Origin of the sequence: Acetobacter lambici (assembly GCF_011516885.1) — a bacterium.
GTDB classification, from domain to species: domain Bacteria; phylum Pseudomonadota; class Alphaproteobacteria; order Acetobacterales; family Acetobacteraceae; genus Acetobacter; species Acetobacter lambici.
Genome location: NZ_WOTD01000027.1, coordinates 14,581 through 28,834 on the forward strand (window position 1 = coordinate 14,581; position 14,254 = coordinate 28,834).

The 14,254-nt window shown below is 61.4% G+C and carries 13 protein-coding genes and 1 pseudogene; 11 read left to right on the forward strand and 3 right to left on the reverse strand.

The annotated features are described in order from the left end of the window. Positions 1-100: 100 nt before the first annotated feature. The 4 genes from GOB86_RS11095 to folB are packed head-to-tail and all read left to right on the forward strand — an operon-like array spanning position 101 to position 2,304. Positions 101-424 (forward strand): YbaB/EbfC family nucleoid-associated protein, encoded by a 324-nt coding sequence (locus GOB86_RS11095; RefSeq protein ID WP_048854954.1) that lies wholly within the window; start codon positions 101-103, stop codon positions 422-424. Positions 425-469: 45 nt separating this feature from the next. Next, entirely contained in the window at positions 470-1,066 is a 597-nt protein-coding gene (gene recR / locus GOB86_RS11100; protein WP_165992395.1) for a recombination mediator RecR, read from the forward strand. Positions 1,067-1,097: 31 nt separating this feature from the next. Continuing rightward, entirely contained in the window at positions 1,098-1,898 is an 801-nt protein-coding gene (locus GOB86_RS11105) for an SDR family oxidoreductase (protein ID WP_165992396.1), read from the forward strand. Positions 1,899-1,902: 4 nt separating this feature from the next. After that, complete coding sequence (gene folB / locus GOB86_RS11110; protein ID WP_165992397.1) at positions 1,903-2,304, forward strand: dihydroneopterin aldolase; 402 nt, start codon at positions 1,903-1,905, stop codon at positions 2,302-2,304. A gap of 98 nt (positions 2,305-2,402) precedes the next feature. Here folB and GOB86_RS11115 read toward each other — a convergent pair whose 3' ends face one another. Further along, a complete protein-coding gene (locus tag GOB86_RS11115) occupies positions 2,403-2,732 on the reverse strand; it encodes a TIGR02300 family protein (protein WP_165992398.1) in 330 nt (109 codons plus the stop codon). A gap of 246 nt (positions 2,733-2,978) precedes the next feature. Here GOB86_RS11115 and aroA point away from each other — a divergent pair, with 246 nt between their 5' ends. The 3 genes from aroA to rpsA all read left to right on the forward strand — a co-directional run bounded on the left by aroA (position 2,979) and on the right by rpsA (position 6,975). Next, positions 2,979-4,328, forward strand: a complete 1,350-nt coding sequence (aroA, locus tag GOB86_RS11120) for a 3-phosphoshikimate 1-carboxyvinyltransferase (RefSeq protein WP_165992399.1) — start codon at positions 2,979-2,981, stop codon at positions 4,326-4,328. Then, positions 4,328-4,978 carry a (d)CMP kinase gene (locus GOB86_RS11125; RefSeq protein WP_165992400.1) on the forward strand — a complete coding sequence of 217 codons (651 nt, stop codon included), beginning with the start codon at positions 4,328-4,330 and terminating at the stop codon, positions 4,976-4,978. The genes aroA and GOB86_RS11125 overlap by 1 nt, the downstream gene beginning before the upstream one ends. Before the next feature lie 284 nt (positions 4,979-5,262). Beyond that, entirely contained in the window at positions 5,263-6,975 is a 1,713-nt protein-coding gene (gene rpsA, locus GOB86_RS11130; protein ID WP_048854947.1) for a 30S ribosomal protein S1, read from the forward strand. A 103-nt stretch (positions 6,976-7,078) separates the two neighbouring features. Here rpsA and rdgB read toward each other — a convergent pair whose 3' ends face one another. Both rdgB and rph read right to left on the reverse strand, forming a co-directional pair. Then, positions 7,079-7,678, reverse strand: a complete 600-nt coding sequence (gene rdgB, locus GOB86_RS11135) for an RdgB/HAM1 family non-canonical purine NTP pyrophosphatase (protein WP_165992401.1) — start codon at positions 7,676-7,678, stop codon at positions 7,079-7,081. After that, positions 7,675-8,409 (reverse strand): ribonuclease PH, encoded by a 735-nt coding sequence (gene rph / locus GOB86_RS11140; protein ID WP_165992402.1) that lies wholly within the window; start codon positions 8,407-8,409, stop codon positions 7,675-7,677. The genes rdgB and rph overlap by 4 nt, the downstream gene beginning before the upstream one ends. A gap of 124 nt (positions 8,410-8,533) precedes the next feature. Between rph and hrcA the strand changes: the two genes are divergently transcribed. From hrcA to GOB86_RS15860, 4 genes and pseudogenes are all read left to right on the forward strand, one after another. Further along, entirely contained in the window at positions 8,534-9,613 is a 1,080-nt protein-coding gene (hrcA, locus tag GOB86_RS11145; RefSeq protein ID WP_165992403.1) for a heat-inducible transcriptional repressor HrcA, read from the forward strand. Positions 9,614-9,721: 108 nt separating this feature from the next. Beyond that, positions 9,722-12,439: a penicillin-binding protein 1A gene (locus GOB86_RS11150; RefSeq protein WP_165992404.1), complete on the forward strand. Its 2,718-nt coding sequence runs from the start codon at positions 9,722-9,724 to the stop codon at positions 12,437-12,439. Positions 12,440-12,498: 59 nt separating this feature from the next. After that, a protein-coding gene (prfB, locus tag GOB86_RS11155) for a peptide chain release factor 2 (RefSeq protein WP_165992405.1) occupies positions 12,499-13,630 on the forward strand; the annotation gives its coding sequence in 2 pieces (ribosomal slippage) (positions 12,499-12,567 and positions 12,569-13,630; 1,131 coding nt in all). Between the two features lie 303 nt (positions 13,631-13,933). Then, positions 13,934-14,254: pseudogene (locus GOB86_RS15860) on the forward strand (energy transducer TonB); the annotation flags it as partial.

Here is a 14,254-nt window from a genome sequence, read left to right on the forward strand (position 1 = left end):
GGCAAAACAGCGCGTTCTGGGCCAGATAAAGACAGGTGATGCGCCGCAGGGGTGCGCCATGCCGCACCACGCGGCGGACAGACAAGCTTAGGGGATGACCATGAAAAACCTTGCCTCACTGATGAAGCAGGCCACGCAGATGCAGTCCAAGATGGAAGCCATGCAGAGCACACTGGAAGCCATGAGCATTGATGGCTCGGCGGGTGCGGGCATGGTCAGCGTTGTGCTGAGCGGCAAGGGCGACATGCGCTCCATCAAGATCGACCCCAAGCTGGCGGACCCGACCGAAATGGAAATGTTGCAGGACCTGATTGTGGCCGCCTGTGCGGATGCGCGCAAAAAGCTGGACGAAAAAGCCGCCGAGGAAATGCAGAAGGTCACAGGTGGTCTGAACCTGCCCGCAGGCATGAAGCTGCCGTTCTGATCCACAGACACAACCGACCTTGAGCGCGGGGGAAAGCAGGCGGGCATGGGTGGTCAGGAAATAGAGCAGCTTATTCGTCTGCTGGGGCGGCTGCCGGGCTTTGGCCCGCGCTCGGCCCGGCGGGTGGCGTTGTACCTGCTCCGCGAACCCCATACACGGCTGGCCCCCCTTGCCCGCGCCATGGAACGGGCGGGGGAGGCCATTCGCACCTGCTCGTCATGCGGTAATCTGGATACATCGGACCCCTGCCACATCTGCTCCGACCCGCTGCGGGACAAGGGGCTGGTCTGTGTGGTGGAAACGGTGGGGGACCTGTGGGCGCTTGAGCGTGCGGGGGTTCACCGGGGTGTTTATCAGGTTCTGGGGGGCACCCTGTCCCCTCTGGCGGGTGTGGGGCCGGAAGACCTGAATGTGTCCGCCCTGCTGACCCGCCTGCACGAGGGGACTGTGCGCGAGGTTATTCTGGCCCTTGGGGCCACGGTGGAAGGGGCCACCACCATGCACTGGCTGATGGACCAGCTGGAAACCTACGAGGGGCTGACAGTCAGCCGCGTGGCGCAGGGTGTGCCCATGGGGGGGGCGCTGGACGTGCTGGATGATGGCACACTGGCCGCAGCCCTGGGTGCCCGTCGCCCCGCCTGAGAACTCACGCCAACAAAATAAGGATACAACCATGCCCGTGGACATGCTGCCGATCAGTGCGGCCATACCGCGCCGCGCTCTGGTAAGCGGGGGCGGCGCGCGGCTGGGCCGGGCCATTGTGCTGGGCCTTGCCCGTGCCGGGTTTGACGTGGCCATCCATTACCGCAGCAACAGAGCCGAGGCGGAGGACACGTTGCAGGCTGTGCGCGCACTGGGCCGCATCGGCTGTGTGCTTCAGGCGGACCTTATGCGCGAGGAGCAGGTGCAGGCCCTGTACGGGCAGGCCACGCAGGCGCTAGGCGGTCCCTTGGGCGTTCTGGTCAATAATGCGTCCACGTTTGAGCGCGATGAGTGGGATGATACCTCGCTTGAAAGCTGGATGATGCATATGAAGCCCAACCTGCGCGCACCCTTTGTGCTGATTCAGGCGTTTGCCAAAGGGTTGCCACAGGGGGCGCAGGGTATGGTGCTGAACATGCTGGACGAACGGGTGTGGTCGCTCACGCCCCATTTTGTCAGTTACACCGTCTCCAAAAGTGCGTTGTGGACACTCACGCAGACCATGGCGCTGGCGCTGGCCCCCAAAGGGATCAGGGTAAACGCTGTTGGTCCCGGCCCCGCCCTGCCCAGCCCCCGGCAGACGCAAGAGCAGTTTGCGCGCCAGTGTGCCTCGGTGCCGCTGGCCCACGGGACCTCGCCTGATGAGGTTGCGCTGGCTGCTCTGGCCCTTTTGGCCCTGCCCTCCGTGACCGGGCAGATGCTCGCTCTGGATGGTGGGCAGCACCTGCAATGGTCTCCGGCCCCATTGGCCGGACATGGCTTGGAAGAATAAAAGAATGGCCGTTTTTGCTCCGTGGGCGGACCAGCCGCCGCTGCGTTGCCTGTTTTTGAAAAATATGGTGCTCGACGCCCATATTGGCGTGTTCCCGCATGAGCAGGGTGTGACCCAGCGTATCCGGGTGTCTGTCCATTTTGGGGTGGATGACCGCACGGACCTGGAGGTCGGGCCGGACGATTTGAGCCGCACGGTCTCTTACGAGCGGGTGGTCCAGCTTGTGCACCGTATTGTGCGCGAGGGGCATGTGCGGCTGGTGGAAACACTGGCCGAGCGGATAGCCTCGGGTGTTCTGAGCGATGACCGTGTGCGCGTTGTGCGTGTGCGCATAGAAAAACTGGATGTGTTTGAGGAAATAGAAGCCGTGGGCGTGGAAATAGAGCGCCGCCCTGCCAGTGTGTGACCCCTATGGGGTGAACTGACCGGCATAAAAAAAGCCCGCTGAATGCCAGCGGGCTTTTTTTTGGTCTGACACGATGGTGTTCAGAACCCCCGGAGGGGTCAGGATTCGTGGTCGTCCGAATCCGTGCTGACATCGATGTCTGAACTGATGTCGTCGTCGTCATCATCCAGATCAGCGGTGTCTTCCATCACATCATCATCTTCCGTATCGTCATCGGAGTCGATATCGATATCTTCATCGGCCTTCTTGATGGGGGCGACACTCGCCGGAACGGGGGACAGGCTGTCGGAGTTGCGGCGCAGGCGCGGCACCAGAGCAGGCTGTTCCGTTCCGCATTTGGGGCAAATGGCGGGTGCGCGGTTCAGGTCATAAAAACGGGCACCACAGGACACGCAGACGCGTTTGGTGCCGAGATCGGGCTGGGACATCTTGCTACCTGTCAATCCTGAGCAGATATTGGGGCCAACGCCCCGGAACACGAACGAACCCCGAACAGCAACGCAAAGCTGAAGCAGGACTCGAACCAGACTGTTAAGGCGATGCCCAATGCCACTGTGTTTCGGGTCCTGTCAAACCCGGAGTTTGCATATGGTTGTATTTTCTGCATCTCCCACCCTCTTTTTCTGCCCCTACCCGGATTGACTTGCGGGCCATCCCGCCGGAATGAAAAGGGCATGACACACGCATCCTCCCCCTCCGCCCGTCCGCTGCGGGTCACGCGCGCGCAGGCCCCCCTTTCCGGTTCCATCCGTGTGCCGGGTGACAAATCCATCAGCCACCGCGCCCTCATGTTTGCCTCCCTCGCACGGGGGGAAACCCATATTACCGGGCTGTTGGAAGGGGAGGACGTTCTGCGTACCGCCGCTGCCATGCGCGCACTGGGCGCACAGGTTACCCAGCATGCGCCGGGGGACTGGCGCGTGACCGGCCTAGGCATTGGCAAGCTGCGTGAGCCGGATGATGTGCTGGACATGGGCAATTCCGGCACGGCGGCACGGCTTTTATCTGGCATTCTGGCCAGTCACGGCATGGTGTCGGTCATGACGGGGGATGCCAGCCTGCGCCGCCGCCCCATGAAGCGCGTCATGGACCCGCTTGCAGGCACAGGGGCTACCTTTATGGCGCGTGAGGGTGGACGCCTGCCCATGGCCATTGGCGGTCTGGTAGACCCCAAACCGCTGGACTACCGCCTGCCCGTGGCTTCGGCTCAGGTCAAATCCGCCGTACTGCTGGCCGGGCTGAACGCACAGGGGCAGACACGGGTGGAAGAACCCGTAGCCACCCGTGACCATACCGAAAACATGCTCCGCCACTTTGGCGCGCACGTTAAGGTGGAGGAAACCGCGCAGGGTGGGCGGATTATTGTGCTGCAAGGCCGCCCGGACCTTGTTGCGCGCGATGTGGTGGTGCCGGGGGACCCGTCCTCCGCGGCCTTCCCCATTGTGGCGGCCCTGCTGGTGCGGGGGGCGGATATTGTTATTTCCACCGTGGGGCTGAACCCCCTGCGCACCGGGCTGTTCATTACCTTGCAGGAAATGGGCGCACAGCTTGAAGTGAGCAATGTCCGTACCGAAGGGGGCGAACTGGTGGGGGACCTGCATGTGCGGGCCTCCTCGCTCAAAGGGGTGAACGTTCCTGCGGACCGCGCGCCGTCCATGATTGATGAATACCCCATTCTGGCCGTGGCGGCGGCGTACGCCTCGGGCGTCTCACGCTTTTGCGGTGTGGAGGAACTGCGCGTGAAGGAGAGCGACCGGCTGGCCGCCACCGTGGCGTTGTTGGAAAACAACGGTGTTAAAACGGCGGTCGAAGGGGATGATCTGGTTGTGTATGGCACCGACAACGCCATTCCCGGCGGCGGTGTTGTGCAGACCCACATGGACCACCGGCTGGCCATGAGCGCGTCCGTGCTGGGCCTTGTCGCCCAGAACCCGGTGGAGATTGATGATACCGCGTTCATAGACACCAGCTTTCCCGGCTACTTGCAGTTGATGAACAGCCTTGGCGCGGGGTTTGCGCTGTGATGCGCGGCGGACCGGTTATCGCCGTGGATGGCCCGGCTGCCGCAGGCAAGGGCACACTCGCCCGCAAGCTGGCCGAAGCACTGGACCTGCCGTATCTGGACACAGGGCTGCTCTACCGCGCCGTGGCGCGGCTCGCACTGGATGCAGGGCAGGACCCCGCACACCCTGCCGAACGGTTTGCTCAGGCCCTGATGCCAGCCGACATGCAGCGCAAGGACCTGCGTACGCCAGACGTGGCGCAGGCCGCCAGCAAGGTGGCTGCCCAGCCTGCGGTGCGCGCGGCTTTGGTGGAAACCCAGCGCCGTTTTGCCGCCGAACGTGGGGCCGTGCTGGACGGGCGTGATATTGGCACCGCCATTTTTCCCGATGCGGATGTCAAGCTGTTCATCACCGCATCCCCCGCCACCCGCACCCTCCGGCGCTTTTTGCAAAGCGGAGGGGATGTGAACACTCCAGACGCGCAAACCCTGCTGCGGGAGATGGAAGAAGCCCTGCGCGCGCGGGACGAGGCCGATGCCAGCCGGGATTCCGCCCCCATGCGTGTGGCGGATGACGCGCATGTGATCGAGACGGACACGCTGGACGCACAGGCCGTTCTGGCCGAGGCCCTGCGCTTTACGCGCGAACGACTCGTGGCCGCACGGGGCTGAGCGCTGGTCCCCCGCAAATGGGGGGAAGTGCGCTGTTGCGCATTTTTTGCCCCCTTTTGCGCTCCGGACTGCGCTTTGAGTTGACAAACGGGGGTCAGGTGTTCTCTGTGCAAACAGAAATCCGCCCCAGATGGTGGGTTTTTCTTGATAACACTCTGGTCTGACCTACAGGTCGGGGGGCACAGGTGCCCATCCGTTCCGTCAGGCAAGTCGTGCCGCAGGTTGCGGGGCGCAGGAACAGTCTGCTGGCATGTTGCTCGCGGGCTCAGGATTTACGGTACCACATGGCTTCAGCCACCACCCAGACCACGGATCACTTCCGTGGCGAAGATTTTGCCGCCCTTCTTGACGAGACCCTTGGCCGCGATTCCGGCTTTGATGGGTCCGTTGTGCGCGGTCGCGTTGTTCGTCTGACCGATGACTACGCAATTGTTGATGTCGGCCTGAAGAGCGAAGGCCGCGTTTCCCTGCGTGAATTCGCACCTCCGGGCGTCAAGCCTGAAGTGCAGCCGGGCGATGTGATCGAACTGTACGTCGAGCGTTACGAAGACCGCGACGGCAGCATCGTTCTCTCCCGCGAAAAAGCACGCCGTGAAGAAGCCTGGACCAGCCTCGAAAAAGCTTTCGAAGCCAACCAGCGCGTTAACGGCACCATCTATGGCCGCGTTAAAGGTGGCTTTACGGTTGATCTGGGTGGCGCCATGGCGTTCCTTCCCGGCAGCCAGGTGGACATCCGCCCCGTGCGTGACGTCGGCCCGCTGATGGGTGTGCCCCAGCCGTTCCAGATCCTGAAGATGGACCGTGCGCGCGGCAATATTGTTGTCTCCCGTCGTGCCGTCCTGGAAGAAACGCGTGCTGAACAGCGCAGCGAACTGATCCAGGGCCTGACCGAAGGCATGATCCTTGACGGCGTGGTCAAGAACATCACCGATTATGGTGCGTTCGTTGATCTGGGCGGCGTTGACGGCCTGCTGCATGTGACCGACATCGCATGGAAGCGCATCAACCACCCCTCCGAAGCACTGCAGATCGGTCAGCCGGTACGCGTGCAGGTGATCCGCTTCAACCCCGAAACGCAGCGTATCTCCCTTGGTATGAAGCAGCTTGAAGCTGATCCTTGGGAAAATGTTGCCCTCAAGTACCCGCCGGGTGCCCGCTTTACGGGCCGCGTGACCAACATTACCGATTACGGCGCATTTGTTGAGCTGGAACCGGGCGTTGAAGGTCTGGTGCATGTTTCCGAAATGTCCTGGACGAAAAAGAACGTCCATCCCGGCAAGATCGTTGCGACCTCTCAGGAAGTGGACGTGATGGTTCTGGATGTGGACAGCTCCAAGCGCCGCATCTCTTTGGGTCTGAAGCAGGTTCAGCGCAATCCTTGGGAACAGTTCGCTGAAGAACACAAGGTTGGCTCCACCGTAGAAGGCGAAATCCGCAACATTACGGAATTCGGCCTGTTCATCGGCCTGTCCGCAGACATCGACGGCATGGTTCACATGTCCGACCTGTCTTGGGACGAAGCCGGCGAAGAAGCCATGAAGAACTACGAAAAGGGCCAGGTTGTAAAAGCCAAGGTTCTGGACGTGGACGTGGAAAAAGAACGTATCTCCCTTGGCATCAAGCAGCTTCAGGAAGATCCGGCAGCCGACGCTCTGGCCAGCATCCAGAAGGGCACGATCGTGACCTGCATCGTGACAGCTGTGCAGACCAACGGCATTGAAGTGAAGGTTGACGATGTTCTGAGCGGCTTTATCCGCCGTGCGGAACTGGCTCGTGACAAAGCCGAACAGCGCCCCGAACGCTTCGCCGTTGGCGAACGTGTGGACGCCAAGGTTGTGTCCGTTGACCGTACGTCCCGCAAAGTTGCCCTGACCATCAAGGGCCGCGAAGTGGAAGAAGACAAGCAGGCTATCAACGAATATGGCTCCGCAGACAGCGGCGCATCGCTCGGTGATATTCTGGGTGCGGCGATCCGTCGTCGTAACACCGAAGACTGAGCATAAAAAAACCGGGGTGGTTTGCGCCATCCCGGTTTGGCAAAGCAGTTTGCCATGCAAAAAAGAGCGCCCCAAAAGGGCGCTCTTTTTTTATGGGGTGTGTTTAGTCCAGACAGGCTTTGCGGAAGGCTGCGAACGCACGCGCACGGTGGCTGATGGCGTTTTTCTGCGTGTCTGTCATTTCGGCAAAGCTGCGGGTTTCGTTTTCGGGTTCAAAAATCGGGTCGTATCCGTGCCCATTGGTTCCACGCGGGGGCCAGACAATCTGCCCGTCAATCCGTCCTTCAAAAGTAAGGGTGCGCCCATCGGGGTAGGCAAGGCAGAGCGCGCATACAAACCATGCCTCGCGCTCGTCCTGACCAATGCCTTCCTCAATCCGGGCCATGGCGGCGTTAAAGTCCTTGTTGGGGCCAGCCCAGCGGGCGGAGTAAACACCCGGAACTCCCCCAAGGGCGCTTACGCACAGGCCGGAATCATCGGCAAGGGCAGGCAGGTTGGTAGCCTTTGCTGCCGCCAGCGCCTTGATGGCGGCATTGCCTGCAAAGGTTGTGGCGGTTTCCTCCGGTTCAGGCAGGTTCAGATCCCCTGCGGAGAGAACGGTAATGCCAAATTCCGCCATAAGGGCGGAAAACTCGGCCAGCTTGCCTGCATTGTGGGAGGCAAGCACCAGCTTGTCGCCGGATTTGAGGGTGGGGTGGGTCATGTTATGGGCTGCTCTGCTGTGTTGATGGCGCTCAACTGGGCTGCAAACAGTTCACCCGCCCCTTTGCGGGCAAGGGTGAACAGGGTGTTAAAGGCATCCTCGCTAAAGGGAGCATGTTCGGCTGTGGCCTGAATTTCCACAATACGGTTATCAGCGCTGAGCACAAAGTTGGTGTCGGCAAGGGCGGCACTATCTTCGGTGTAATCAAGGTCCAGCACGGCTCCTGCGCTGGTCAGCCCGCAGGATACGGCCGCCACCTGCCCGGTCAGCGGTATGCGTGGGAGCACACGGTTGGCCACCAGTTTGCCAAGGGCCAGCCGCAGCGCCACCCATGCGCCGGTAATGGAGGCGCAGCGTGTACCGCCATCGGCGTTGAGCACATCGCAGTCCAGTGTAATGCAGATTTCGCCCAGAGCCTTAAGGTCCGTGACCGCACGGAGCGAGCGGCCGATCAGGCGCTGGATTTCCTGCGTGCGGCCAGACTGTTTGCCCCGTGCGGCCTCGCGGTTGCCGCGTGCGTGGGTGGCGCGGGGCAGCATGCCATATTCCGCCGTAACCCAGCCGCTTCCCTTGCCACGCAGGAACGGGGGTACGCGGCTTTCCACGCTGGCGGTGCACAGGACCTCGGTGCCGCCTACGCGAATAAGGGCGGAGCCTTCCGCATGGTGGGAAAAACCGGTCTCGATAACAATGGGGCGCATCTGCCCGGCCTGTCGGCCTGATGGACGCATGGTGCTGCTCCTGCAAAACAATGACAAAGGGTTGTGCCTGCACATAAAATGCTTTTGGCAGGAGTAAAACCGGCAATAAGCCGCTATAAACGCTTATCAGACCGCACGAAGGAGCCTGAGAGCCATGAAGCGTGGCCTGTTGCCAGCCCAAGCAATGCTACCACCCGAACTGGATGGACGCTCCGCGAACATCCTGCGCGAGATTGTGGAAGAATACATGGCCAGTGGCGAACCCGTGGGTTCGCGCACCTTGTCGCGCAGGTTGGGCCAGCCACTCTCGCCTGCCACAATCCGCAATGTCATGGTTTCATTGACCGAGGCGGGGCTTTTGTTTTCTCCCCACACTTCAGCGGGCCGCCTGCCAACGGAAAAAGGGCTGCGCCTGTTTGTGGATGGTCTGCTCCAGTTTGGTGCACTCTCCGAGGACGAGCAGAAGGTGATTGGCCATTCGCTGGAAGCGCGCGGCCGTTCCTTGCAGGATACGCTGACCGAGGCATCCTCCCTGCTGGCAGGCATGTCCGACGCCGCAGGGCTGGTGGTGGCCCCCAAGGGGGAAGGCGGGATCAAGCATATAGAATTTGTAGCCCTAGGCGGTAACCGTGCCCTTGTGGTGCTGGTGGGGGCCGATGGGCATGTGGAAAACCGGGTGATTGAAATCCCCGCCGGGACGCCCCCTTCCGCATTGGTGGAGGCAGCCAACTACCTGAACGCGCGCGCCATGGGGGCATCCCTGCCCGACCTGCGCCACCGCGTCGGGGCGGAAATGAGCGAGAACCGTACCGTGCTGAACAGCCTGACTGCCGAGGTGGTGGAGAGTGGTCTGGCCATCTGGAATGGTGAGCGGGGCGAGAGTGGTGGCACGTTAATTGTGCGCGGCCAGTCCCGCCTGCTAGCGGATGTGGACGGGCAGGAGCGCCTTGTGGCCATACAGACGCTGTTTGACCGGCTGGAAGCGCAGGAAACCATGTTGCGCTTGTTGGAACTGGTTGAGAGTTCAGAGGGCGTGCGTATTTTTATTGGCGCGGAAAGTGGTCTGTTTGGTACCACGGGCATGTCTGTTGTTATGGCGCCTGCACGCAATGAGGCGAACAGGATTGTGGGGGCCATTGGCGTTATTGGCCCCACGCGCATTAATTACGGGCGCGTTGTGCCGGTAGTGGACTATACGGCGCGCATATTGGGCGAACTGCTCGGTCAGGCGTAAAGGCCTGAATGGGCAAGGGCTGGAGCACAGGTCGGAATTCCGCCACGATTGTAAGGAGAATGTCGATGGCAAGGAGACGACAGGATATGGGAATGATAAAGGACCGGTATGACACGCACTCCGCCTTCTGGTGACCCGGATTCCTCCCCCCGGCATGATCGGGACAACACACGGTCTTTTCCATTGAGCAGGCCCCGTTTCCGCCAGTGGCGCATGCTGCTGGGCACGGCTGCCGCTGTGCTGCTGGTGGGCAGTGCCGGTGGGGCTGTGGTGGTGTGGTCGCAATACCAGAGTATTGTTGCCGACCTGCCAACGGTGGACGGGCTGCGGTCCTACCAGCCGCCAGTGATGAGCCGCCTTTACGCAGGTGACGACCAGCTTGTGGCCGAACTGGCGGACGAGCGGCGCGTGTTCGTGCCCTCCAACGCCATTCCCGATCGGGTGAAAAGCGCGTTCATCGCGGCGGAAGACCAGAAGTTCTGGACCCATAAGGGTGTGGACCCCGCCGCCATTATCCGCGCGGGTCTGACCGATCTTACGCGTGACCGCGGGCGCAGGCCCATTGGCGCGTCCACCATTACGCAGCAGGTCGCGCGCGTTATGCTGCTGGGCACCAATGCTGTCTCGTTCAAACGCAAGGCCAAGGAAGCTTTTCTGGCCATGCGTATTGAGCAGGTGTTGCCCAAGGAAAAAATTCTCGAAATTTATCTGAACGAAATTTATCTGGGCAATGGTGCTTATGGCATTGGGGCCGCCGCCCAGACGTATTTCAACAAACCACTGGACCAGCTTGATAACGCGGAGGCCGCTTTTCTGGCCGCCTTGCCCAAGTCTCCTACCAATTATAATCCTGCCCGCTTCCCTGATGCGGCGCGGGGGCGGCGGAACTGGGTGCTGGAGCGCATGGCCGATGTTGGGGCCATTACGCAGGCAGATGCCCGTCTGGCCGAGGCAGAGCCTTTGGTCAGTCTCAGCTATTCCCGCCCCGGCCCCGCCCCCGGCTCCGAATGGTTTGCCGAGGAAGTGCGGCGCGAACTGCTGGAAAAATATGGTCAGGACGTGACCATGCAGGGGGGGCTGGACGTGCATACCAGTCTGGACCTGCCCCTCCAGCGCGCGGCCCAGAGCATTCTGCAACAGGGTCTTATGGCGTATGACCGCCAGCACCGTGGCTGGCATGGCCCTGTTACGCATCTGTCTACCCCAATACCTCTGACGCAGGAGGAATGGGTGCGCGCCCTGCGTACGGTCAGTGCCCCTGCGGGTATGCTGGACCAGTGGCGTCTGGCCATTGTGCTTGATGGCAACAAGGGGCAGGTCGGCTGGCTGGAAGGCAGCGTGGTCCGCCGGAACACCGCGCAGGGGGGGGAACCTCATACAGGGCAGATCCAGCCCAAGGATATGGCATGGGTCCGCCGTGCCCGCCCCCTGCGTACGGGGGATATTGTTATGGTCGAACCCCAGACCGGGCAGTCTGTTGTAGCACTCATGCAGATCCCTGTGGTGGAAGGGGCCATTGTTACCATGAACGCCCGCACGGGGCGTGTGCTTGCACTGGTGGGGGGCTGGTCTTTTCAGGCATCGCAGTTCGACCGGGCCACACAGGCGTTGCGCCAGCCGGGGTCGTCCTTCAAGCCGTTTGTCTATCTGCAAGCCATGGAGCAGGGCATTTCGCCCTCTCAGGAGTTTGACGATTCCCCCGTGTCCTATGGCACGTGGCACCCCAATAACTACGAAAAAGACTTCTGGGGTCCCACCTCCTTGCATGATGCGCTGCGTGAGTCGCGTAACCTTGTGACCATCCGCCTTGCCGCCCATCTGGGCATGAACACGGTGGCGGATACGGCCATAAAGCTGGGGCTGGTGGACAACATGCCTCATGTGCTGCCAGCAGCACTGGGCGCGGTTGAAACAACGGTCATGAAGGAGGCCGGAGCCTACGCAGCCCTTGCCGCCGGAGGGCGCAGGATTACCCCAACCCTGATTGATGATGTGCAGGACAGGGATGGCCATGTGATCTGGCGGCCCGCAACGGGGTTATCTCTGGTATCCGCATCCTCCCTGCCCACCGGGGCTTCGGCCCCGCCAGCAGGGGTGGACGCCGTACACCCGGATGCGCCACAGACCCCTGCTGGTGCGGCACCGACCAGCCCGCTGCCTGCCCAACCCTCTGTTGTGGTGCTGACCCCCGAGGACCAGCCCGCCCTGCGCGATGACCGGCCTGTGGCCGCATCTGAACAGAGTGCCTTCCAGATCACGACCATGCTGCAAGATGTTATTCGGCGCGGCACGGGCGTGCGCGCGGGTGAGGGCATAGATGTGCCCATCGCAGGCAAGACCGGCACCAGCCAGAACTTTAACGACGCATGGTTCGCGGGGTACACGCCCGAACTGGTGACGGTGGTCTGGATCGGGTTTGACACGCCCCAGTCCCTTGGACGGAACGAAACGGGGGGCGCAATTGCTGGCCCGCTGTGGAACAAAGTGATGAAGACGGCCCTCAAGGACCAGCCCAAACTGGACTTTGCCGCCCCTGACGGGGTGACACTGGTCAGTTACGACACAGGGCGTGGTGTGGCGATAGACGCGTTCAAGGATGGCCAGCTCCCCGGTGTGAGTGCCAATCTGCTAAGCAATGTGGATGCCCAGCAGCTGAGTGCCGCCGATACAGGGGCCGAGAACATGCCGGATTCGGAGAGCGATATGGCCGCCAGCGCCAATGGCTCCGGCCAGCCCGCGGCAACGGGTGCCAGCCCGGCTGAAGGGGGCAGCGCATCCGCGCCCGCACCTTCTGGGGGTGACATTGGCATGGGTGGCCTTTATTGAAGGCCGCAGAGAACGGAATTGGACGATAAGTCCCCAAAAGTAGATGGAGAACAGGCCCGATGTCCGCCGAGACAGAAGCCCTTAATGAGCAGATCAAGCAGTCGGTCGCACTGCTGAGGAGGCATCTTTAACTGGGATGTCGCTGAATCCCGCCTTGCGGAACTGAACAATCAGGCCGAAGACCCCGACCTGTGGAATAACCCCGAAGCCGCGCAGAAAATGATGCGTGAGCGCACGCTTCTGGCCAACCAGATCGAGGGTGTGCAGGCGTTGGAAACCAACGTAAGCGATACTTCCGAACTGATCGAGATGGCCGAAGCCGAAGGGGATGCCGATCTGGTGTCCGAGGGCATGGCCAGCCTGCGCGCATTGGCCGAAGAAGCCAAACGGCGTGAGATTGAAAGCCTGCTTTCGGGCGAGGCGGATAGCAATGACTGCTATCTGGAAGTCAACGCCGGTGCCGGTGGCACAGAGGCGCAGGACTGGGCCGAAATGATGCTGCGCATGTACACCCGCTGGGCGGAAGCGCATAATTACAAGGTCACGCTGATTGAAAGCTCGGAAGGCGAACAGGCCGGGCTTAAATCCGCTACCATTCTGGTGTCCGGCCCCAATGCCTATGGCTGGCTGAAGACCGAAGCTGGCGTGCACCGCCTTGTGCGTATTTCCCCCTTCGATGCGGCGGCCCGTCGGCAGACATCCTTTGCATCGGTCTGGGTCTACCCGGTTATTGATGATTCAATTGAAATTGAAATCAATGACGCGGACTTGAAGGTGGATACCTTCCGTGCCTCTGGTGCGGGTGGTCAGCACGTGAACAAAACGGATTCCGCTATCCGTATTACCCATATTCCTACCGGCATTGTGGTTGCGTGTCAGACCGATCGGTCCCAGCACAGGAACCGCGCGACGGCCATGCAGATGTTGCGTGCGCGTATGTACGAGGCGGAACTGCAACGGCGCGAGGCCGCAGCGGCGGAAGCCGAGGCCGCCAAGACCGATATTGGCTGGGGGCACCAGATCCGCTCGTATGTTCTGGCCCCTTACCAGATGGTCAAGGACCTGCGCACCAGCGTGGAAACCGGCAACCCCGATGCTGTTCTGGATGGGGATCTGGACGCCTTTATGGCTGCGGCTCTGGCCATGCGCGTAGGGGCAACCCGATCGGAGGCGAGCGCTAACGCGCAGTAAGCTCAGGCTGTTTGGGCTGGCGTGCAATGCGGGCTGGCAAAAGAAGGCGGACTCCGGGTAGGAGCCCGCCTTTTTTTCTTTTGTGCAAGGCACTTAAGATCATAAAGTTCAGATGCGAACTTTTCTAATATAAGCTGCTTGACATCTGCCGTGCCAGATTGCCCAATCAACGGAATGGATAAAGGCAGGTCATCAGGCCTGCCGGTTCTGGCCCATGAGGTCAGATAAAAGTTCCTGAGTGTTTTCATGGCTGAAAACGGAACAGATATGCTCCGTTTGGCGGTTTGAAGAGGGAGGGCCAAAATGAGTAACCCTGAGCAGCAGCCAGGTTCGGCAAAGTATGCCTTTCGGGCAAGTGCTGCTGTTGGTGTGGTCGCGTTCCTGCTTGTGCTGGTCATGCACGTGCTGGGCATATGGGGACTGATCTACGGGATGGGGAATGGCGAGAGCCCGCCCCCGCCGGTTCATCCTCCCATTCAGACGCGCGTTCTGCCCCCACCTCCGCCGCCGCCGCCTCCGCCGCCACCCCCACCACCCCCGCCGGTTATGACCGTGCCGCCGCCGCCGTTCATTCCGCCGCCAAAGATCGAGGTGCCCCCACCACCCAAACCGCCCATGAAGCAC